Raw genomic sequence first — 19,393 nt, 5'->3', positions numbered from 1 at the left:
GTCCTCGCCGAGGACGGCGCGTCGCACCGGCGGGCGAAGGGCGTTCCGCATCACCGGCTGACCGGCGAAGCGGAGCCCCGGGATGCCGTCGCCGAGCAGGACCGGTGCCACGGTGACGTAGAGCCGGTGCAGGGCCCCCTCGCCCAGGAAACGCGACACGGTGACACCGCCGCCCTCGATCAGCACCCGGCCAAGGCCGCGCCGGGCGAGCGCCTGCACCAGCCGGTTCGGGGCGAACGCGTCGCTGTCCGGCAGCGTCAGGATGTCGACGCCGTCCGGAACGGCCTCGCGGTGGTCACTGCCCGCGCCCACCACCCACAGGGTCGGTGCTGCCCCGTCGGTGAACACCCGGTGACTCAGCGGTACGCGGCCGTGCGGATCGACGACGACGCGCACCGGGTTGGCCCCGGGGCAGGCACGCACGGTCAGTTGGGGGTCGTCGGCGACAGCGGTGCCTGCCCCGACGACCACCGCGTCGGCGAGCGCACGCAGGCGGTGCAGATGGCAGCGGTCCTCCTCGCCGGTGACATAGTCGGCGTCGCCGGTACGGGTCGCGATGAACCCGTCCAGGCTCTGCCCGAGTTGGGCGAAAGTGAGGTGCGGACCGGCCAGGCACAGCGGCAGATAGCGGTCGGCGAGCAACTCCGCCTCGGGCGAGGCCTCCTGCCTCCAGCGCCGTCCGCCGTCCGCTCCCCGGACCAGCCCGGCGGCCTCGGCGTCCGGCTCGGACCGGATGCCCCGCAGCCGCTCCCAGGCCTCTGCAGCGTCGAGTACGGTGCTGCGGTCGGTCATCGCGTCTCCCGCGGGGTGAGAAGTGAGACGTACTCACCGAAGGAGTCGACAAGTCCGGCCAGCAACTCCTTCCCCTTCTCGGCGGAGGCCATTGACGGACGGCCGATGACACCGGACTCCGTATAGGAAGGCATGCCCAGAGTGAGTAGGTGCTTACGGTCGTCGGCAAGGAAGTCGGCGGTTTCATAACCGGAGCGGACGAGTTCGGGGTGGGCGTGCAGCAGAATCGATGTCTCTACTTCACCCGCGTGCATATCGCTGTGCGACGGGGTCTGGACACCAGCCCTGACCCGTGCCGCATCCCAGTCCGCCGAGCCCGGGAAAAGCGCCATACGGATCCCGCTGCCGGCGGATTCCTGAACCACATTGCGCAGTACGTAATTTCCGCCGTGCCCGTTCACCAGAATCAGGGCGCCGACACCGGACCGGCGGAGCGAGTCGGCTATATCCCGTACGACGGCGTAGAGGGTCGCGGCGGAAATGCTCACGGTTCCGGGCCAGGCAGCATGCTCGTGCGAGCAGGAGAACGTCAGCGGAGGAAGGAGGTGAACCGGATGGGCGGCAGCGACCTCCCCGGCGATGGTGGAGGCGATGACCGTGTCTGTCACCAGGGGGAGAAACGCCCCGTGCTGCTCGAAGCTGCCGATGGGAAGGACGGCGACATCGGCCTGCCGGGTCCTCACGTCCTCCGTGGAGTCCAGTGGCCACAGGCCCCATGGCTGTGGCGTTCCCGAACCGCTCATGTCTTTCCGGCCTTTCGTTGTGCACTCTGCGCGCCCGTGGTCGAACGTGATGAAACGGGCAGCCAGTTGATGTACCTTCGCCATTTTCCCTCACACTGCCGGAAGTTTGCCAGATAGGATCAGGGTCATGACAGAAAGTGATGGCGTGCTCGTTGACAGTGTTCGTCCATCAGGTGTCGAACGAGTGGTGGAAGTGCGGCTGGCCACCATGCACGGCGAGTTTCTCGCTATCGGCTACCTGGACCGCGAAAGCGGCGATGAACAAATGGTGCTGGTATACGGCGATATCGAGAGAGACGGAGCGCTGACCCGTGTGCATTCCGAGTGTCTGACCGGAGATGTCTTCGGGTCCAAGCACTGTGAATGCGGCGACCAGCTGTCCGCCGCGCTGCACACCATCGTGACGGAGGGGCGCGGCATTCTCGTCTATCTCCAGGGGCACGAGGGCCGAGGAATCGGTCTGTTGGGCAAGCTCCGGGCGATGAAGCTCCAAGCGGAGGGTCTTGACACGGTTGAGGCGAATCTCGCCCTCGGGTTCCCGGCCGACGCCCGCGACTACCGGGTCGCGGCGGACATCCTGCACGACCTCGGTGTGCACTCCGTGCGGCTGCTGTCGAACAACCCGCTCAAGAGCGAAGCGCTGCTGCGGTACGGCATCAAAATCGCCGAGCCGGTTCCGCTGCTGATCCCGCCGCGCGAAGAGAACATGGCCTACTTGTGGACCAAGCGGGAACGCCTCGATCATTTCTTGCCGCACTTGGACGGCGCAGCCGACGGTTAGGGGTGCCTCGCGGCTACTCGAACCGCGTGGTGTCGCCGGCCCCTCGGCGTACGATCTCCAGTTCGCCGCCGGAGAAGTCGATGACCGTGGTCGGCTCGGTGCCGCAGTCGCCCGAGTCGACCACGGCGTCCACCACATGGTCGAGTCGTTCCTTGATCTCCCAGCCCTGTGTCATCGGCTCGTCCTCGTCGGGCAGGAGCAGGGTGCTGGAGAGCAGCGGCTCGCCGAGGTCGGCGAGCAGAGCCTGAGCAACGACATGGTCAGGAATCCGGACTCCTACCGTCTTCTTCTTCGGGTGCAGCAACTGGCGCGGCACCTCCTTCGTCGCAGGCAGGATGAAGGTGTAACGGCCGGGCGTCGCCGCCTTGATCGCGCGGAACACGTCGTTGTCGATGTGCACGAACTGACCCAGCTGCGCGAAGTTCTGGCACACAAGGGTGAAGTGGTGACGATCGTCGAGGTTCCGGATCGACCGGATCCGGCTGATGCCGTCACGACTGCCCAGCTGGCATCCCAATGCGTAGCAGGAGTCTGTCGGGTACGCGACGAGCGCGCCGGATCGGATGCTGTCGGCCACATTGCTGATGGTGCGCCGCTGAGGATTCTCGGGGTGCACGTCGAAGTACTTCGCCATTCACCAAGTCTAATGGCCCGTCCCGTAAATGATCTCCGACTGGGTGCGGGCACGGCCGAGTGGTTGGTGATCGGGCTGTCTGTCCGGCGAGATTCCCGGGCACCGCGACCAGCAGCAGCATGTCCTCCAGGGGCCGGCCCCAAAGCCTGCCCCTGGAGGACAGCGCTAGCTCCCTCGCGCCGCAGAACGGTCTCCGGCTTGCGGAACTGACGACAGAGAACTGTGCACCTTCGAGGTTTCGAGGTCTGCCGTCACAAACGGACCAACAGGACCCTTGCTTCATGCGCGGTCAGACGTCGGACGTACTCGGCTAGTCCCGGAAGACGTCCTTGATCTTCTCCTTCGCCTGGCGGGCGTCACCCTTGACCTGATCGGCACGGCCTTCGGCGGTCATCCGCTCGTTGCCCACCGTCCGGCCCGCCGTCTCCTTGGTCTTGCCCTTGGCCTGCTCGGCCTTCGCCTTGGCCTTCTCATCGGCAGCCACAGTGCTCACATCCCAACAATCGACATCAGCAGTTCGTCCTTCGTGTGACCTCAATACGTGGTCGCAAACTCGCGCAGCCCGCGCTTCTGGTAATCGAGGCGAGATCCGGCCATGCGGGTAGCCCAGTGCACACGGGGACGCGCCCAGGGGATCTGCGCCTCCAACGCACCGCCGCCCCGGCCGCTTCAGAAAGAATCTCGTTCTTCCGTGTGAGGAAGAGGATGCAGGGAACTCGGTCGGAGTCGCCGCACCGAAAGGCAGCGCGTCTTATCGGCGTGATGCGCGGCGGTTATCGATTCAACTGTTTTCCCGCGTCTTCAATGTGAGGGAGTTTCTATGAGTGAGCACATCTGGGGCTACGTTCCGACCGCAGGCCACACCCCGGACGACGATCTGACGGGCTACAAGGTCGAGGCCACCGACGGGCACATCGGCAAGGTCGACAAGCACTCCACCGAGGTCGGCTCGCAGTACATCGTCGTCGACACCGGTGTCTGGATCTTCGGCAAGGAGGTCATGCTCCCGGCCGGCACGATCACCACCATCGACCACGCGGACAAGACGATCCGGGTCTCCCGCTCCAAGGACGAGATCAAGGCCTCGCCCGAGTTCGACAAGGAAAAGCACCTCGGTGACCCCGCCTACCGCGATCAGCTCGGCGGCTACTACAGCTCCGGTCACTGACGGAAAATGCATGCGGCCCGGTCCGGGCGCGGATTCCTGACGGGGTCCGCGCCCGGCGCATGCGCAGCCGCGGAACGAAAGGCGTTTCTGACGTTACGGAGGGTGCGTTCGCCTTCAGCTCTGCCTGACCAGCTGATGTGCGCCACATCAGACATAGCACTTCTGGATTGGGATGAAGAGAAGCAGCAGGCGAATTACCAGACCATGTCAAAGGGGCGGTTCGCTGTTGTCGCCGCCGGCCCACGGATTCTGGCCCTGCGCGGCAGGCAGGGAATGAGACCTCCGAACGCAGCTCGGTCATGGAGCCGGTGGCGCCACTCATTGGCGTCCGGAGCGGGCTGGGCCGTCAGCACCGGGTTCGGGCCCGCGATGAAGGCCCGCACTTCGGGTCTCATCTTCGAATGATCGGCCGCTGTGGCCGGCCATCACGCCATCTGGCGGCGCACCAGTTCGTGCAGATGGCCGCCCGCACGCGCAAGCAGTTCGGACGGTGCGCCCTCCTCGACGACCCGGCCGTCCGACATGACGATCACGCGGTCGGCGTCCATGACCGTGGAGAGCCGGTGGGCGATCACCAGCCGGCTCGCGCTCAGCCTGCGGGTGCTCTCGATCACGATGCGCTGGGTCTCGTTGTCCAGCGCGCTGGTGGCCTCGTCGAAGAAGAGGATGCGCGGGCGGCGAATGAGGGCCTGGGCGATCATCAGGCGTTGGCGCTGGCCGCCGGAGATCGCACCGCTGCCGGCGATCATGGTGTGCAGACCCATCGGCATGCGCTTGATGTCCTCGGCGAGGCCGGCCATCTCGGCGGCCTCCCACGCCTCTTCCTGGCTGAAGGCCTCGGCGCCGCAGATGCAGTCCAGGATCGATCCGGTGAGCGGCTGCGCGTTCTGCAGGACCACCCCGCACTGACGGCGTACCGCCGACTGGTCCAGAGCGGCCAGATCCTGGCCGTCGTAGAGCACGCTGCCCGAGGCCGGCTTGTCGAAGCCGATCAGGAGCCGGAGCAGTGTCGACTTCCCGCAGCCGCTGGGGCCGACGATCGCCACGAACTCGCCCGGCTGCACCTGAAGCGACACGTCGTCGAGGACGAGTGGGCCGTCGTCGGAGTAGCGGAAGGAGAGCTTTCGGGCCTCGATCCCGCCGGAGAGTGCGCCGGGCTGCGCGCTGGTGCCGCGGACCTCCGGCGCCTCGTCCAGGACCGGCTTGACCTGTTCGAACATGGGCAGGACGGCAGCGGCCGAGACCAGCGCCCCGGAGATCTGCGTGACCGAGGTCAGCAGCATCGTCACCGAGGTGTTGAAGGTGAGGAACTCGCCGGCCGACATGCTGCCGCGGGCGGGACCGGCCAGCAGCATGAACATGAGGAGCGAACAGAGCGGCAGGTAGACCGCGTCGAGGACCGTGGTCAGGTTCCTGATCCGGCCCGCCCGCTGCTGCAGTTCGCGGGAGCGGGCGAACTCCCGGGCCCAGGCGGCGTACGCGAAGCTTTCCGCCGCGGCGACGCGCAGCTTGGGAAGTCCGCGCAGGGTCTGGAACGCCTGGTTGTTCAGCTTGTTGCCGAGCTCGACCAGCTGCCGCTGCCACCGCAGCTGCCACATGCCCATCCCGAGGAACACGGCTCCGATGACGACCAGCATGGCGATCGCCGCCAGCGCCAGCGGCACGCTGTAGCAGAGCAGCAGAACGAGGTTCATCGCACCGACCGTGCCTGCCTGTACGGCCACCGGGCCGATGCCGGACAGCACCCGCCGGATGGTGCTGATCCCCATCGCCGCACTGGCCAGCTCTCCGGTGGAGCGCTCGGTGAAGAACTTCGTCGGCAGCCGCAACAGCCGGTCCCATACGGCCGGCTGGAGCGCGCTCTCCATACGCCCTTCCATCCGCAGCACGGTCAGGTTCTGCAACAGCATGAAAGCGGCGGAGACAATGCTGGCGATCATGACGGCCAGTGAGAGCTGGACGATGAGGCTTCTCTCGGCCGTCGGTACGTACACGCCGAGCACCTGGCCGGTCGCGATCGGCACCAGCGCACCGAGAGCGACCGTCACCAGCCCGGCCAGGGCCAGATTGCGCACGTCGGTGCCGGAGTCGCGCATGCTGAAGCGGAGCAGCCGCCACGGGGTCATGGGACGTTCCGGCAGCGGGCGGTAGAACATCACGGCGCGCGGCTCGAACTCGTCCGCGCAGTCCTTGCCGATGCGCCGTCGCAGACCCGATGCCGGGTTCACCGCCTCGTACCGCCCACGGCGCCACAGCAGCGCCACCGGTGCTCCGGACTTCGCCCAATGGCCCACCAGGGGACCGGAGTTCGTACGCCACCAGCGGCCGTCGAGCCTGACCGGGCGGGTACGGATCCGTGAGCCGACCGCGATCCGCTCGACCGGACTGACGCGGTCGTTGACCGCGCCGCTCTTCGGGGGCTCGGTGAGGGTGATCCCGGCTGCCTCCGCGACCCGGCGGCAGACGGCGAACGTGGCGTCGTCGGCGGCCCGGTCCACGGCGGCAGTTGCCCGCCCGGCCCGGTCCCGCCTGCCGATGGACGCCAGCAGCGCCTGGTCGGCCCGTGCGCGGACGGCTTCGCCCGCCTTGATGCCGGCCGCCGTACGGTCCTCGTGAGCTCGCTCGAGCTGCTCGATCCAGCGGTCCACCGCGGACAGCAGCCGGTACTGCTGGTTGACCATCTGCTGCCACATCGCGCCGTCGACCAGGAGGTCGCCCGCCGCCTCGGCGCTGTAGGAGGCGCCGTACTGCACGCTGCCCGGCGGGACCGGCATCCACAGGATGTCGTCGTCGGCCACGGCCTCGTCGATGGCCGGGCGGTCCTCCAGCGGGGCCTCGAACAGGACGCCCAGGCTGCGGCCGATGCCGAGCGCGAAGGCATGCTCCAGCGGAGTCGGCGCCTGGTACTGGGTGTCGTACTGCGTTGCGTACGGGTCGTACCCGTCGTACCCGCCGCCGTATTCGCCGTACTCGGGCCGGTACAGCTCCCGCAGCGCGATCCGGCGCAGCAGACAGTCCTGCGAGGGCCTGCCGAGCAGCGTGTGCTGCGGGCCTTCGACCGGGCCGAGCAGCAGAGTTCCCGCCTCGAGACGGCCGAGGAAGTGCCAGTGCCCCTGCTGAGCGGTGTCGACCGCGAACAGATCCAGGGACCCGCCCACGACGAGCCACAGCACGAGCGGCCCCTCCAGCGGCACGCTGCGCAGGCCGGAGCAGTCGACGGGCGTGCCGAGGCCACCGAGCGCGTACGTCACCGCGTCGGCCACGCCCGGCCCCAGGACCCCCGACGGGTGAGTGGACGGTTGAGCGGACGGGTGACTGGACGGTTGAGCGGACGGATGTACGGATGACACGTCAGTGCTCCTTGACCAGCTCGGCGTACGGGCCCCCGGCGGCGACCAGGTCCTCGTGCCGGCCACGCTCGACGACCGAACCGTGGTCGAGGACCACGATCTCGTCGCTGTCGCGCACCGTGCTCAGCCGGTGGGCGATCACGACGCACGCGCAGCCGCGCCGCCGCAGATTGTCGATGATGGTCTGCTCCGTCTGCGCGTCCAGAGCGCTCGTCACCTCGTCGAGGACCAGGATGCTCGGCCGCCGGACCAGCGCCCGGGCGATCTCCAGACGCTGCCGCTGCCCGCCGGAGAAGTTGCGGCCGTCCTGCTCGACCCGGCTGTGGATGCCGTCGGGCCGCCGTGCGATCACGTCTTCGAAGAGGGCGGCGTCCTTCAGGGCGGTGACGACCGCCTCGTCGGTTATCGACGGGTCCCACAGCGCCACGTTGTCCCGGACGGTGCCTTCGAAGAGGAAGACGTCCTGGTCGACGAAGGAGACCGAGGCGGCCAGCGCGCTGCGGGAAATGTCCTCCAGGCGCTGCCCGTCGATCCGGATGGTCCCCTCCCACGGGCTGTAGAGGCCGGAGATCAGCCGCGAGACGGTGGACTTGCCGCTCCCGGATCCGCCGACGAGGGCGACCTGCCGACCCGGACCGACGGTCAGCGAGAAGCCGCTGAGCAGCGGTTTGTCCAGTGGGCTGTAGCCGAAGGTGATGTTCTCCAGCGTCACATGGCCCTTGAGCCTGCGCGTGCTCGCATCCCGCTCCCGGCGCGAGTACAGCGAGTCGACCGGGAAGCTCTCGACGTCCTTCAGCCGGGCCACATCGGCCGCGAAGTCCTGAATCCTGCCCGCCACTCCGTTCAGCCGGGTGATCGGCGCGGTGAAGCGGGTCACCAGCGCCTGGAAGGCGACGAGCAGACCGATCGAGATATGGCCTTCCACCGCCCGCAGTCCGCCGATCCAGAGGATCAGCGCACTGTTGAGCGCCGCGAGGGTGGGGGCGACGACGGCCAGGGCCGCGCTCGGCACGCCCAGCCGCTGCTGTTCCTCCAGCGTGGTGGCGTGCTGGCCGGCCCAGCGCCGGAAGTAGCCGTTCTCACCGCCGGTGGCCTTCATGGTCTCGATCAGCTGAAGGCCGGTGTACGAGGTGTTGGTCAGCCTGGCGCTGTCCGCGCGCAGCTTCTGGGTGTGAGTGGCCCGCAGCCGGATCACGATGCGCATCGCGACCACATTGAGCAGTGCGATCAGCACGCCGATGACGGTCAGTTGAGGGTCGTACGTCCACAGTAGGACGGCGTAGAGGATCACCACGACCCCGTCGACACCCGCGGCGGCGAGGTCTCTCGCCAGTGTTTCGGCCACCGCGTCGTTGGACTGCAGACGCTGGACCAGATCTGCCGGGCTGCGCTGGGCGAAGAACGTGACCGGCAGTCTCAGCAGATGCCGCAGGAACCGGGCGCTGCTGAGCGTGGACGAGATGATGCGTCCGCGCAGCAGGTTCGCCTGCTGGAGACCGGTCAGTACGGCGGTGAGCCCGATCATCGCGGCCATCGACGCGAAGAGTGGTCCCAGCAGCGAGGTCTGATTGCCGATCAGGAACATGTCGATGTACGTGCGGCTCAGCGCGGGCACCGCCGCGCCGACCGCGACGAGCAGGAGGCTGGCCAGCAACGAGGCCAGCAGGGTGCCCTTTGTGCCCCGCAGCCTCGCGGGCACGGCGCCCATGACTCCCGGCTTGCGGCCGCCGCGGCGGAAGCCGTCGGCGGGCTCGAAGACCAGGGCGACACCCGTGAAGCTGGTGTCGAAGTCCTCCATCGCCACAAAGCGGCGGCCCTTGTCGGGGTCGTTGATGTGAACGCCCCGGCGGCCGAACTTGCGTCCCATGCCGTCGTAGACGACATAGTGGTTGAACTCCCAGAACAGGATGGCCGGCGCCTGCACCTCGGCGAGCGCGGTCGGTTCCATCTGCATGCCCTTGGCCTGCAGACCGTAACTGCGCGCGGCCTTCAGCAGATTGCTGGCCCGCGAGCCGTCGCGGGAGACGCCGCACGCGATACGCAGCTCCTCGAGCGGGACATGCCGCCCGTAGTGCGCGAGCACCATGGCCAGCGAGGCGGCACCGCACTCCAGGGCCTCCATCTGGAGGACGGTGGGCGTACGAACGGCCCTCCGCTTCTTGACCTTGGGGGCAGGGGCGGGGGCACGGCGCGCACGGCGCCCAGGGGCCGGCGCGCTCTCGGGGCGGTGCCGGCCGCGGCCCGCCGGTGGCAGTTGCTGCTGCGCGGTCATGGAAGCAGCCAATCGATCGGATGCTGCTCGGCCAGATGGATGGCGCCGGTGGCCAGGGTCATGGAGTCGACCGCGTACGGCGGACCGTCCGAAGAGGACCAGGCGTAACCGGACTTGGTGTGCGACGACCGGTCCAGGCGCACCAGGACCGCGACGGGCTGGCCGTGCTGCGAGAACTGCTCGCCCAGCTGGCTGCTGCCGAGGAGGGCGGTGATCCGCTGGCGGGTCTGGGCGGTCCGGCCGACGGCCTTCACCTTGCCGCGCAGCACGCCGTACTGCTGCGTCGGCACCGACTGGACAGTGATATCCACCGTCGCGCCCACGGGCACCGTCGATCCGCTGTCGGCCGGCACGTACAGCACCGCCATCAGGGGATCGTCGGCCTTGCCGACCCGCTCCACGGCCGCCACATCCGATCCGGTCGTGACCACGGAGCCGATCGTGGCGGCGAGTGTGGTCAGCCGGCCTGCGGCGATCGTGCGGACGACCGTGCTGCCCTGCGCCGTACGGACCTTGACCAGGGGCGTGTTGGCGGGAACCCGCTGGCCTTCCTCGGCGAGTACGTCGGTGACCTGGCCCGCGACGGGGCTCTGCAGGACATAGCTGCCCTGCGCATGAGTGAGGATTCCGGGTGCGCCGATGGTGGACGACACGGAGCCGGTCAGTGCCCAGACGGATGCGGCGATCATGACGATGACCGTGACGGTCAGGACGAGCCAGCCCTGTGGCCGGGCGAAACGCACCGGCAGATCGATGTCCTCGGGCGACTGCAGCTTGGAAAGGGCCTGTTGGCGGAACTGCACGACACTCTTCCCTCAACTGCACTGGTTCTTTGGGGGATCAGCGCGCACCCATGGTGGCGCGCAGGCGGCGGCCGCATGCCCCGGACCCGTGGGGGATCCGGGGCATGAGGTCCGGCGCGTCGGCAGGAGGGGAACGCCGACGAGCCGTAGTCACCGCTTGGCTGTGCCGCTGTCAGCGGCACAGGACCGGCTCAGAGACCGGCGACGAGGCCCGTGACGCCGGCGGTGTTCAGACCGGTGAGGCCCTCGGCGGTGCCGACGACGGAGCCGACGGTGCCGGAGGCGGCGCCGATGACACCGGAGACCGGGACGACGGAGTCGAGGGTGCCGGTGAGGGCGCCCGCAGCCTGGCCCACCAGACCACCGGACACGTTGTCCAGGTCGGCGTCGGAGATTACCTGGGTCTCAACCTGGGGGGTGGAGTTCATGATGAGCTTCCCTTCGCATGACTAACTCGAATTGCTGCGATGGAGTCTTTCGACTCCCGCAGTGCGAAGGATCAAAGCACGCAGGCGCGTTGTGCGGCGAATCGGACAGCTCCAGATCTGGGCGGTACGGGGCCCTTGAATAACGTCGCGTGCACGCGCATCCATGGATTGGGGTCATCTTCTTCACGTATCCGCACAGCTCAATTGCGCTGAACCGGCGCTCCCTTGGCGCCGAAGGGGACATTCCCGCATCAAACGACGGATGGGCAGGTCAGCGCGGGGAGGGCTCGCTGGAGGCCGTGTGACGCCTGCGTATTCCGTGTGCAGATTCACTGAAGAACCCCTCCTTGTGTCAGGTGTCGCACGCGCCGCAGGCGTCTATGTGTAGGGAGTGTTTCCGGCAGGTGTTGAGAGGGTGTTACTCGGTCTTATGGGTGCCCATTCCGGAGAAAGTGGTTCGGCCGCCCGGAGAAGTGAAATAGCCGTATAACGGAGCTGCGCCGGACCCGGGTGGAATGGTCGATTCCGGTCGAAAGTGCGGTGTGTGGGGGTCTCGACACCATTGACAATCTGACGGACCGTCAAGATTGTGGTGGGCATGTCGAAGATGCGCATGCGTCTGATCGGTGTCCTCATCCTGCTGACCGCGTCCCTGACCATCGAAGGCGCGCCGTCCGCCGCCGCGCCGTCCGCTGCCGTGCCGCTGCCCGGCTCACTCTGGTTCGACGAGCAGGCGGCCGCGGCGTTCACGGTCGACCACGGACGCTTCACCGACGGCCTCGGTCGCGAGGTGGTACTCCGTGGCTACAACGTCTCCGGCGAGACCAAGCTGGAGGAGAACGGCGGACTGCCCTTCGCCTCGGTCGCCGACGCCGAGAAGTCCGCGACCGCGTTGCGCGCACTCGGCGGTGGCAACAGCGCGCGCTTCCTGCTGTCGTGGGCCCACGCCGAACCCGTACGAGGCCAGGTGGACCGCGCGTACCTCACCGCCGCCACCGCACAGATGCGGGCCTTCCTGAAGGCCGGCATCCGCGTCTACCCCGACTTCCACCAGGACCTCTACTCCCGGCACCTGTTCAACGAAGGCAGCTGGTACACGGGCGACGGAGCTCCCAAATGGGTGGTGGAGGCGGGTGGCTATCCACGCGAGTCGTGCGGGATCTGTCTCTTCTGGGGTCAGAACATCACTCAGAACGAGGCCGTGAAGCGGGCGGCGTACGACTTCTGGCACAACCGCGGCGGGGTCCAGGACGCCTTCCTGGCGACGGCTCAGGCGACGATGACCTACTTCGCCGAGCACCTCGACGGCGCCGAGTTCGCGGCGGTGGCGGGCTTCGACCCGTACAACGAGCCGCACGCCGGCTCGTACGACTCCGGTCAGAGCAGCCGCATGTGGGAGCGGGACGTGCTCTGGCCCTTCTATACGAGGTTCCGGGCGCGCATGGACGCGGCCGGGTGGCAGAACAAGCCCGCCTTCGTGGAGCCGAACCTCTTCTGGAACTCCAATCTCTTCTTCCAGAAGCAGGAGGGCGGCCTCCTCGACGCCGGCACGCTCGGCTCGCGGTATGTCTTCAACACCCATTTCTACGACCAGAAGGCGATCTCCGGCGTCTTCATGTGGGGCAAAGCCGCCGACGGCCAGTACGCCGGCGACTTCGGGGCCGTACGAGACCGGGCGGCCGCCTCCGCGACAGCGGCGGTCGTCAGCGAATTCGGCCATCCGCTGACCGGGACGGTCTCCGACAAGGCCCCGACGGTCGGCAAAGCGATGTACCAGGCCCTGGACTCCCGGCTGCCGGGGGCGAGCTGGTGGTTGAAGCCCGAGCAGTCGGGACCGGTGCTGTCCGGTTCGCAATGGCAGTGGGACATCTACCACGGCCGCCACCACGAGCTGATGAACGGCAACCCCGACAAGGTCCTGACCGCCGCGGACGCCTGGAACGAGGAGGACCTGTCGGCCGTCCGCCTCGACGACTCGGGCACGGCGGTACTGCGCCAGGACGCCCGGCTGCTGGACCGCCTCTATCCCAGCGCCACCGCGGGCCGCGCGCTCGCCTTCAGCTACGAGGACCGCTCACGCGACGGCTCGACGACCCTGACGTGGAACCCCGTACCGAAGTCGCTGCCGCGGGTCGCCGAGCTCGTCGGCTCCGGCCAGTACGGCGTCCTGCTGTGGCGCTCGGACGGCACCGCCGCCCCCACCGAATTGCACCTTCCGGCCTCCTTCGAGACTCCCCGCACGACGGTGGTCTCCGACCTCGGCGCGGTCACCGGACCTCCGTCGTACACGAGAAGCACACCGATCGCCGTCGCCCCCGAGCCCGGCGGAACGGGCAGCCGTCGCCTTCTGCTCACCGCCGGGGACTCCGGCAGCCTGCACTACGCCCTGGTTACCAACGGCGCGACGGCGCCCTCCGCCGAGCTGCTGCGAGCGGCGCGAGAGGAACTGGCGGAGTGGTCGGAGGGCCGTGGGTGAAGTCCTGATGTCCTCCGGCTGGGACAGGGTGTCGGCGGCGGTGACCAACTCGGCCGGCGCCGAGGCGAGCGCGGTGAGCCCAGGCCCCCACGACCGGCCACCGGCCACGCGGAGCAGCACTTGGCGCGGGAACCGCTGTGGTCTGCTGAGCGGCGGGTTGCGGGAAGACCCCCTGGGGGATGGGGCATTCTGGCGTGACCATGCGGATGCTCATTCTGGCCGTTGTGGTGCTCGCGGCCGCGAATACGCTCGTCAACCGGCTCGGGCCCGTCCTGTACGTCCCTGTCTGCGTGACCACGGCCGCCGCGCTCGTGCTGATCGCCCGGCGGGCCGGGACTACATGGGACGAGCTGGGGCTCGGCCGTTCGTCGGCGTGGAGAGGCCTGCGCTGGGGACTGGTCCTGGCCGGAGCCGTCGTTCTGATCTATCTGGTGGCACTTGCCCTGCCGTTCACCCGTGAGGCATTCCAGGACGAGCGCGTCGCGGAACTGTCGGGCGGGCAGCTGGTGTACCGCGTGCTGGTGCGGGTGCCGTTCGGGACCGTGCTGCTGGAGGAGATCGCGTTCCGGGGAGTGCTGTGGGCCATGATGCGGAGACGGTGGGGCGCCGCCTGGGCCACCGCCGTCTCCGCGGCGCTCTTCGGGCTGTGGCACATTCAGCCGTCCCGCGGGCTCACACGCTCGAACGCGGCAGCGGAAGCGGTCTTCGGTACGGGTGGGACCGGGGTCGCGCTGTCGGTGGCCGCGGCGGTCGTCGGCACTGCCCTCGCCGGTGTCGTGTTCTGCGAGCTGCGTCGCCGGTCGGGCAGCCTGATCCCGCCGGTGGCGCTGCACTGCGCCCTCAACAGCGCCGGTTATGCCCTGGCGTGGGCAGTCGGTCGCTGGTGGGGGGAGTGACTCAAGCGTGCGGCGGAAGGCAGGAGTTCCGCCGCACCGCGGTGTCGGCGGCCGACCGGCGGGCCGGGTTCCGGGCCGTTCAGATCCGGCTGCCCGAGGCCCTGTCGCTCGCCAGGCGCTGGGCGACGTGGATCGGGATTGCCGACAGCAGCACGAGCACGGCGGCAACGACATTGACCACCGGAGCCTGCTGGGGACGGGCCATGTTCGAGAAGGTCCAGACCGGCAGCGTCTGTGCCGAGCTGGACCCCTTCCGGCACCGCGTCCAGCACCTCGTTGCATGCCTGCTCGGCAGCGGACATGCGGGACTGGCCGTCGATGTCGCGTGCGCGCATGAAATTCGGCCGGGTGGCGCTGTCCGCCTGCTCGTCGTCGCCCGGGGTCGAACCACACTCCCGGCCGTCGCCGCGGCGCCCGTTCCGCGCTGAACTCCCGCCGAACGACCCCGTCAGCCGCCAACAGCCGCATCGAAAAGCACGCCCGGGTTGAGAATTCCGGCAGGGTCGAGCGACTGCTTCACGGCCCGGAGGGCGTGGGCGAACGGCTCAGGACGCTGGCGGTCGTAGCCCGGCCGGTGGTCGCGGCCGACCGCGTGATGGTGGGTGACGGTCGCGCCGTGGTCGGTGAGGATCTGCATCGCCGCGGACTTGATCTCGTCCCACATCGCGACTTCCTCGCCGCGCCGCCCCGGCGCGATGACGGTGAAGTACGGCGCGGGCCCGTCCGGATAGACATGGGTGAAGCGGCAGTTGATGGTGCCCGCGGTGCCCGTCACCTCCCGTACGACGTCCCCCAGGTCCCTGCGCACCGACTCGTACAGTCCCGGTGCACGGTCCCAGGTGCAGGCAGTCTCGAACGTCTCGGTGATCACGCTCATCCGGGCGAGCGCGTCACGAAGGTACGGCATCCGCAGGAATGCCGAGCGCCAGGTGCCGGCGGCGGCGTCCTCGGCCGCGTCCGCCGCGTCGGGGGCAGCCGGAGCGGGTGAGCCGCCGTGGTCGCGGGCCAGGGTGACGAGTTCGGCGAGGCGCTCGCCGACGGGGGAGTGGGCCGCCTCCACACCGAGGACGAGCACGCTCTCGCCGTCCCGAGCGACACCTGCCAGTGCGGCTTCCCCGGGGTCGAGCAGCCGGCAGTTGGCCGGGTGCAGGCCCGACTGCGCGATGGCGCGTACGGCGTTCATCGCGGCGTGGACGTCGCTGAACAGCACCGTGGCCGACGCCTTGTGCCGCGGGCGGTCCTGGAGCCGCATCCAGGCCTCGGTGATCACGCCGAGCGTGCCCTCGGACCCCAGGAACATCCGGTCGGGGGAGGGGCCCGCTCCCGAACCGGGCAGCCGCAGCGACTCGTTGACCCCTACGGGCGTCACCACGCGCAGCGACTCCACCAGGTCGTCGATGTGGGTGTAGAGCGTGGCGTAGTGCCCGCCGGCACGGGTGGCCAGCCAGCCGCCCAGGGTGGAGAACTCGAAGCTCTGCGGGAAGTGGCGCAGGGTGAGTCCGTGCGGCCGCAGTTGCGCTTCGAGGTCGGGGCCGAGGGCGCCGGCCTGGATCCGGGCGGCCCGGCTGACAGGGTCGATCTCCAGTACGCGGCCCAGGGACGAGAGATCCAGTGACACCACACCGCGGTGCCGGTCCGCGCGGTACTCGACCCCGCCGACGACCGAACTGCCCGCTCCGTACGGCACGACGGCGACGTCCGCGTCCGCCGCCCAGTCGAGGACATCGATCACATCCTGCTCCGTGCGTGGGTGGGCGACCTGGTCGGGCGCGGCTGAGAGGTCTCCGTTCAGGGCCCGGACCACATCGCGGTACGCCTTGCCGTAGGTGTGCGCTGCCCGGTCCCGTGGAGCGGCCGACATCAGAGGGGCGAGCGCGGAGGGCGGCTCGATGCGCACCTTGGGCAGTTCGAGGGCGGAGATGTCCGGCACCGGCAGCGGGGTGGCCGCCGAGCCCGGGACCAGCCCGCCGAGTGCGGTGCATTCGGTGTCGGGCAGTGCCTTGTCCGCGGTACCCCAGCCCCACCAGGAGCGGTTCCGTGAGGAGTTGGAGCGGGACACGGGCGGAGTCACGGGCGAAGCGCTGTCGACCACGTGTATTGACCTCTCGGTAATTTACCTCTTGGTAAGTTACCGCAACGTATAGTCTCCGCCATGACCACTGCAAGAGCCTCGGCCGCACCTGATCCGGCAGACTCCGTCGCGTCCGCCGGTGGCGGTGCGAATGGAACCCAGGGCCGGAGCCGCGGCGCGGGGACCAAGGGCGTCCCGCGCGCCCGCCGCGAGGAACAGATCGTGGCCGCGGCCCTGGAGGAGTTCGGCAGGCACGGCCACGCCGCGGCGTCGATGGCCGCGATCGCCCGGCGCGTCGGCGTCACCAAGCCGATGCTCTACACGTACTTCGGCTCCAAGGACGGCCTCTACGCGGCCTGTCTCGAACACATCGGCCACCGCCTCCTCGCGGCAATCAACGCGGCCATGACGTCGAGCCCGTCGGGGGACCGGCTGCCCCACGCGGTCCTCACCGCGGTCTTCGAAACGCTGGAAGAACAGCGGCACGCCTGGTTCGTGCTGTACGACCGGACCCTGCCACCCGGCTCCGAACCGTGGCGCGCCGCCCACCGGCACCGCGAGGCCGTCGACGACCTGGCGGCCTCCGGCACCGCCGCGCTGCTGCGCCGCCAGGGCAATGACGACGCCCTCGACGCGGACGCCCTCAAGCATGTGTGGACGGGCACGGTGGGCGCACTCGTCGGCTGGTGGGTCTCTCACCCCGACCTGTCCGCGCACGACATGAGCGCACGCTGTGCCCGTCTGCTCTCCGCCATCCGCGACGGAGCCTGAGACCGCAGGCAGGTGGTCGCCGAGGACCGCTCCCGCGACGGCTCTCCACCACCCTGACCTGGAATCCGGTCCCGAAGTCGCTGCCGCGGGTCGCCGAGCGTCGGCTCCGGCCAGTACGGCGTCCTGCTGTGGCGCTCGGACGTCCCTACCGAATTGCACCTCCCGGAGTCGTTCGCCACATCGGGGACCACTGTTGTCTCCGACCTCGGCGCGGTCACCGGACCTCCGTCGTACACGAGAAGCACACCGATTGCCGTCGCCCCCGAGCCCGGCGGAACCGGCAGCCGTCGCCTCCTGCTCACCGCGCAGCACGCGGCAGCGTGCACTACGCCCTGGTGACGAACGGCGCGACCGCACCCTCGGCCGAGCTACTGCGTGCAGCGCGGGCGGAACGTGCTGCCCGGGCGGCGGGTCACGGCTGAGGCCCCGCCTCGACTACTCGGCGCCCCCTTGAGCGCCCAGCCCGGCGAATGCGGCTGCCGCCAACGGGACAATGAATCGAAGTGGCTGGGAAGGCGCGGGGAATGACCATTTCGGGCAGGTGGTCGCCGGAAGCTGGATGGCAGAGTGACGCCATGGACTATGCCGCGCACTTCCACCGCGAGATCCTTGCGTTCGAGGCCGCCGCCCGCACGGCCGTCGGCGCGGATGAAGCACCCGCGGTCCCGAGCTGCCCCGACTGGACGATGTCCGATCTGGTCCAGCATCTCGGCGGAGTGCACCGATACGTGATCCGCGTCCTCGAAGAACGGCCCACGCAGGCCCTTGATCCCATGGACCCCGTGATCTACCGGCTGCCCGACGACCGCGAGGGCTGGCCGGTCCTGGGCGCGGCCCCCAACCACGGACCGCTGGCGGAGAGCCTGATCGACTGGTTCGCGGACGGAGCCGCCGCCCTGGAGCCGCACTTCAGGAGCAGCGATCCGGGCGAAGCGGTGTGGACATGGTCCCAGGAGCAGACTGTCGGTTTCTGGCTGCGGATGCAGGTCATCGAGGCGGCGGTGCACCGCTGGGACGCCGAAGGCGCGACGGGCGAGCCCGGCCCGGTCGACCCGGAGCTCGCGACGGACGCGATCGCCCAGACCTTCGAGGTCATGGTGCCGGCCGGCCGAAGCCGCAACTCCGCCCCGCGCGGATCGGGCGAGCGATACCGCTTCAGCCGTACCGACGGCACGGACTCCTGGACGGTGCAGTTCGAGGGCGACGACATCCTGGTCACGGACGGCGGCGATCCGTGCGACGTCGAGGTGTCCGGCACGGCGTCGGACCTGATGCTGTTCCTTTGGCAGCGGATCCCGGCGACGCGGATCGACGTAAAGGGCGACCGGGAGGTACTCGACCGCTACTTTACGCTGGTGCCGCGCGTATGACGGCGCCGCACTACACCCGGGACACGGCGTCGACCAGGCCGGCCACGGCGCCGGCGAGTGCCCTGAGGCCCGAACCCGCCGGGCCGCCCGGCTCTGTCATGTAGACGTCCCGCCGGATCTCGATCATCAGGGCGCTGACGCGCGGGTCCTTGCCGTAGTACTTCAGCGGTACGTAGGTGCCTGCGAATGGGCTGTTGATCCCCGTGCCGCCGAAGTTGGCGAACACCTTCTCTGCGTGGGCCAGCAGCTGCGGGGAAGTGTGGAAGTCGTCGGTGCCGAGGCACACCGGCGGACGTGGTCCGTCACCGTGCAGCTCGTAGGGCAGGGGCTCGGTGGGATACGAGTGGATGTCGATGATGACGGCACGTCCGGTGGTTGCCAGCCGCTCGCCGACCGCCGCGGTCATCGCCTCCGCATAGGGACGGAAGTAGCGCTCGATCAGCGGCCGGGGGTCCGCGCCCGGCGGCCGGAGCCGCTCGCGGTGCGTGGTCTGCGTATAGACCGCGCCCATGCCGACGGCCAGCATCTCCTCGCGCTCGTCCGGAAAACGCTCGGGATCGATCACCAGGCGGGACAGGCCGTTGACGAACCGCCAGGGGTGACGGTCGCGGCCTCCGCTGCGGCGGCGGCGATCTCGGCCGTGTGGGAGTCGGTGATGTGGTCCAGCTCCAACTCGAGCGTGCGGTCGTCCAGCATGATTCCGTCGCGCACCGACTCGGGAATGATCCGCGAGGAGTGCGGGACGTGAAGGATTACCGGCGAGTCGGCGGCGCCGGGCAAGAGTTGAAACGAGTCGTCAGCGTCGTACATGGTCGTCCCTGTTGCTGTGTGAGTTGAG

Annotated in this window: 14 protein-coding genes and 4 pseudogenes; 7 read left to right on the top strand and 11 right to left on the bottom strand. The window is 69.0% G+C overall.

The genetic code is table 11. The features are described from left to right. Window positions 1-144: 144 nt before the first annotated feature. Window positions 145-792: pseudogene (locus tag AB0D12_RS03375) on the bottom strand (RibD family protein); the annotation flags it as partial. After that, window positions 789-1,535 (bottom strand): creatininase family protein, encoded by a 747-nt coding sequence (locus AB0D12_RS03370; protein ID WP_362676601.1) that lies wholly within the window; start codon window positions 1,533-1,535, stop codon window positions 789-791. The gene AB0D12_RS03370 and the pseudogene AB0D12_RS03375, both read right to left, overlap by 4 nt. Before the next feature lie 127 nt (window positions 1,536-1,662). Here AB0D12_RS03370 and ribA point away from each other — a divergent pair, with 127 nt between their 5' ends. Continuing rightward, window positions 1,663-2,316, top strand: a complete 654-nt coding sequence (ribA, locus tag AB0D12_RS03365; RefSeq protein WP_362676599.1) for a GTP cyclohydrolase II — start codon at window positions 1,663-1,665, stop codon at window positions 2,314-2,316. A 13-nt stretch (window positions 2,317-2,329) separates the two neighbouring features. Here the strand turns inward: ribA and AB0D12_RS03360 are convergent, their stop codons facing one another. Together AB0D12_RS03360 and AB0D12_RS03355 are read right to left on the bottom strand one after the other, a co-directional pair. Further along, window positions 2,330-2,950: an L-threonylcarbamoyladenylate synthase gene (locus AB0D12_RS03360; protein ID WP_362676597.1), complete on the bottom strand. Its 621-nt coding sequence runs from the start codon at window positions 2,948-2,950 to the stop codon at window positions 2,330-2,332. A gap of 310 nt (window positions 2,951-3,260) precedes the next feature. Beyond that, complete coding sequence (locus AB0D12_RS03355; protein WP_362677244.1) at window positions 3,261-3,434, bottom strand: CsbD family protein; 174 nt, start codon at window positions 3,432-3,434, stop codon at window positions 3,261-3,263. A 336-nt stretch (window positions 3,435-3,770) separates the two neighbouring features. On the opposite strand from AB0D12_RS03355, the gene AB0D12_RS03350 reads away from it, so the two are divergent. After that, window positions 3,771-4,118 (top strand): PRC-barrel domain containing protein, encoded by a 348-nt coding sequence (locus AB0D12_RS03350; RefSeq protein WP_362676595.1) that lies wholly within the window; start codon window positions 3,771-3,773, stop codon window positions 4,116-4,118. 425 nt (window positions 4,119-4,543) lie between these two features. On the opposite strand, the gene AB0D12_RS03345 is transcribed toward AB0D12_RS03350, so the two are convergent. From AB0D12_RS03345 to AB0D12_RS03330, 4 genes are all read right to left on the bottom strand, one after another. Beyond that, window positions 4,544-7,381, bottom strand: coding sequence for an NHLP bacteriocin export ABC transporter permease/ATPase subunit (locus AB0D12_RS03345; RefSeq protein ID WP_362676593.1), 2,838 nt, complete (start codon window positions 7,379-7,381; stop codon window positions 4,544-4,546). 88 nt (window positions 7,382-7,469) lie between these two features. Further along, the gene (locus AB0D12_RS03340; RefSeq protein WP_362676591.1) at window positions 7,470-9,740 is read right to left on the bottom strand and encodes an NHLP family bacteriocin export ABC transporter peptidase/permease/ATPase subunit; all 2,271 of its coding nucleotides are present in this window, start codon (window positions 9,738-9,740) and stop codon (window positions 7,470-7,472) included. Next, entirely contained in the window at window positions 9,737-10,543 is an 807-nt protein-coding gene (locus AB0D12_RS03335; RefSeq protein ID WP_362676589.1) for an HlyD family efflux transporter periplasmic adaptor subunit, read from the bottom strand. Before AB0D12_RS03335 ends, AB0D12_RS03340 begins: the two co-directional genes overlap by 4 nt. A 191-nt stretch (window positions 10,544-10,734) precedes the next feature. After that, complete coding sequence (locus AB0D12_RS03330) at window positions 10,735-10,971, bottom strand: type A2 lantipeptide (protein WP_362676587.1); 237 nt, start codon at window positions 10,969-10,971, stop codon at window positions 10,735-10,737. A gap of 598 nt (window positions 10,972-11,569) precedes the next feature. On the opposite strand from AB0D12_RS03330, the gene AB0D12_RS03325 reads away from it, so the two are divergent. Beyond that, window positions 11,570-13,447: an endoglycosylceramidase gene (locus AB0D12_RS03325; protein ID WP_362676585.1), complete on the top strand. Its 1,878-nt coding sequence runs from the start codon at window positions 11,570-11,572 to the stop codon at window positions 13,445-13,447. A gap of 200 nt (window positions 13,448-13,647) precedes the next feature. Further along, window positions 13,648-14,343 carry a CPBP family intramembrane glutamic endopeptidase gene (locus AB0D12_RS03320; protein WP_362676583.1) on the top strand — a complete coding sequence of 232 codons (696 nt, stop codon included), beginning with the start codon at window positions 13,648-13,650 and terminating at the stop codon, window positions 14,341-14,343. 79 nt (window positions 14,344-14,422) lie between these two features. Here the strand turns inward: AB0D12_RS03320 and AB0D12_RS03315 are convergent. After that, window positions 14,423-14,578, bottom strand: a pseudogene (locus AB0D12_RS03315) (ABC transporter permease); the annotation flags it as partial. A 213-nt stretch (window positions 14,579-14,791) separates the two neighbouring features. Beyond that, entirely contained in the window at window positions 14,792-16,414 is a 1,623-nt protein-coding gene (locus AB0D12_RS03310; RefSeq protein ID WP_362676581.1) for an FAD-binding oxidoreductase, read from the bottom strand. Between the two features lie 81 nt (window positions 16,415-16,495). On the opposite strand from AB0D12_RS03310, the gene AB0D12_RS03305 reads away from it, so the two are divergent. The 3 genes and pseudogenes from AB0D12_RS03305 to AB0D12_RS03295 all read left to right on the top strand — a co-directional run bounded on the left by AB0D12_RS03305 (window position 16,496) and on the right by AB0D12_RS03295 (window position 18,555). Then, window positions 16,496-17,185 (top strand): TetR/AcrR family transcriptional regulator, encoded by a 690-nt coding sequence (locus AB0D12_RS03305; protein WP_362676579.1) that lies wholly within the window; start codon window positions 16,496-16,498, stop codon window positions 17,183-17,185. A 21-nt stretch (window positions 17,186-17,206) separates the two neighbouring features. Then, a pseudogene (locus AB0D12_RS03300) lies at window positions 17,207-17,607 on the top strand (endoglycosylceramidase); the annotation flags it as partial. A 153-nt stretch (window positions 17,608-17,760) separates the two neighbouring features. Beyond that, window positions 17,761-18,555: a maleylpyruvate isomerase family mycothiol-dependent enzyme gene (locus tag AB0D12_RS03295; RefSeq protein WP_362676577.1), complete on the top strand. Its 795-nt coding sequence runs from the start codon at window positions 17,761-17,763 to the stop codon at window positions 18,553-18,555. A 10-nt stretch (window positions 18,556-18,565) separates the two neighbouring features. Here AB0D12_RS03295 and AB0D12_RS03290 read toward each other — a convergent pair. Beyond that, window positions 18,566-19,365 (bottom strand): annotated as a pseudogene (locus AB0D12_RS03290) (N-formylglutamate amidohydrolase). Window positions 19,366-19,393 lie beyond the last annotated feature (28 nt).

This window comes from Streptomyces sp. NPDC048479, from assembly GCF_040651435.1.
Taxonomy (GTDB): Bacteria; Actinomycetota; Actinomycetes; order Streptomycetales; family Streptomycetaceae; genus Streptomyces.
This window is presented reverse-complemented; position numbering and strand designations above follow the sequence as displayed.

Bases quoted from the DNA above. Each gene is read 5' to 3' on its own strand.
- AB0D12_RS03295 (WP_362676577.1), top strand. From the start codon at position 17,761: ATGGACTATGCCGCGCACTTCCACCGCGAGATCCTTGCGTTCGAGGCC.
- AB0D12_RS03370 (WP_362676601.1), bottom strand. From the start codon at position 1,535: ATGAGCGGTTCGGGAACGCCACAGCCATGGGGCCTGTGGCCACTGGAC.
- AB0D12_RS03340 (WP_362676591.1), bottom strand. From the start codon at position 9,740: ATGACCGCGCAGCAGCAACTGCCACCGGCGGGCCGCGGCCGGCACCGC.
- AB0D12_RS03360 (WP_362676597.1), bottom strand. From the start codon at position 2,950: ATGGCGAAGTACTTCGACGTGCACCCCGAGAATCCTCAGCGGCGCACC.
- AB0D12_RS03325 (WP_362676585.1), top strand. From the start codon at position 11,570: ATGTCGAAGATGCGCATGCGTCTGATCGGTGTCCTCATCCTGCTGACC.
- AB0D12_RS03330 (WP_362676587.1), bottom strand. From the start codon at position 10,971: ATGAACTCCACCCCCCAGGTTGAGACCCAGGTAATCTCCGACGCCGAC.
- AB0D12_RS03350 (WP_362676595.1), top strand. From the start codon at position 3,771: ATGAGTGAGCACATCTGGGGCTACGTTCCGACCGCAGGCCACACCCCG.
- AB0D12_RS03305 (WP_362676579.1), top strand. From the start codon at position 16,496: ATGACCACTGCAAGAGCCTCGGCCGCACCTGATCCGGCAGACTCCGTC.
- AB0D12_RS03320 (WP_362676583.1), top strand. From the start codon at position 13,648: ATGCGGATGCTCATTCTGGCCGTTGTGGTGCTCGCGGCCGCGAATACG.
- ribA (WP_362676599.1), top strand. From the start codon at position 1,663: ATGACAGAAAGTGATGGCGTGCTCGTTGACAGTGTTCGTCCATCAGGT.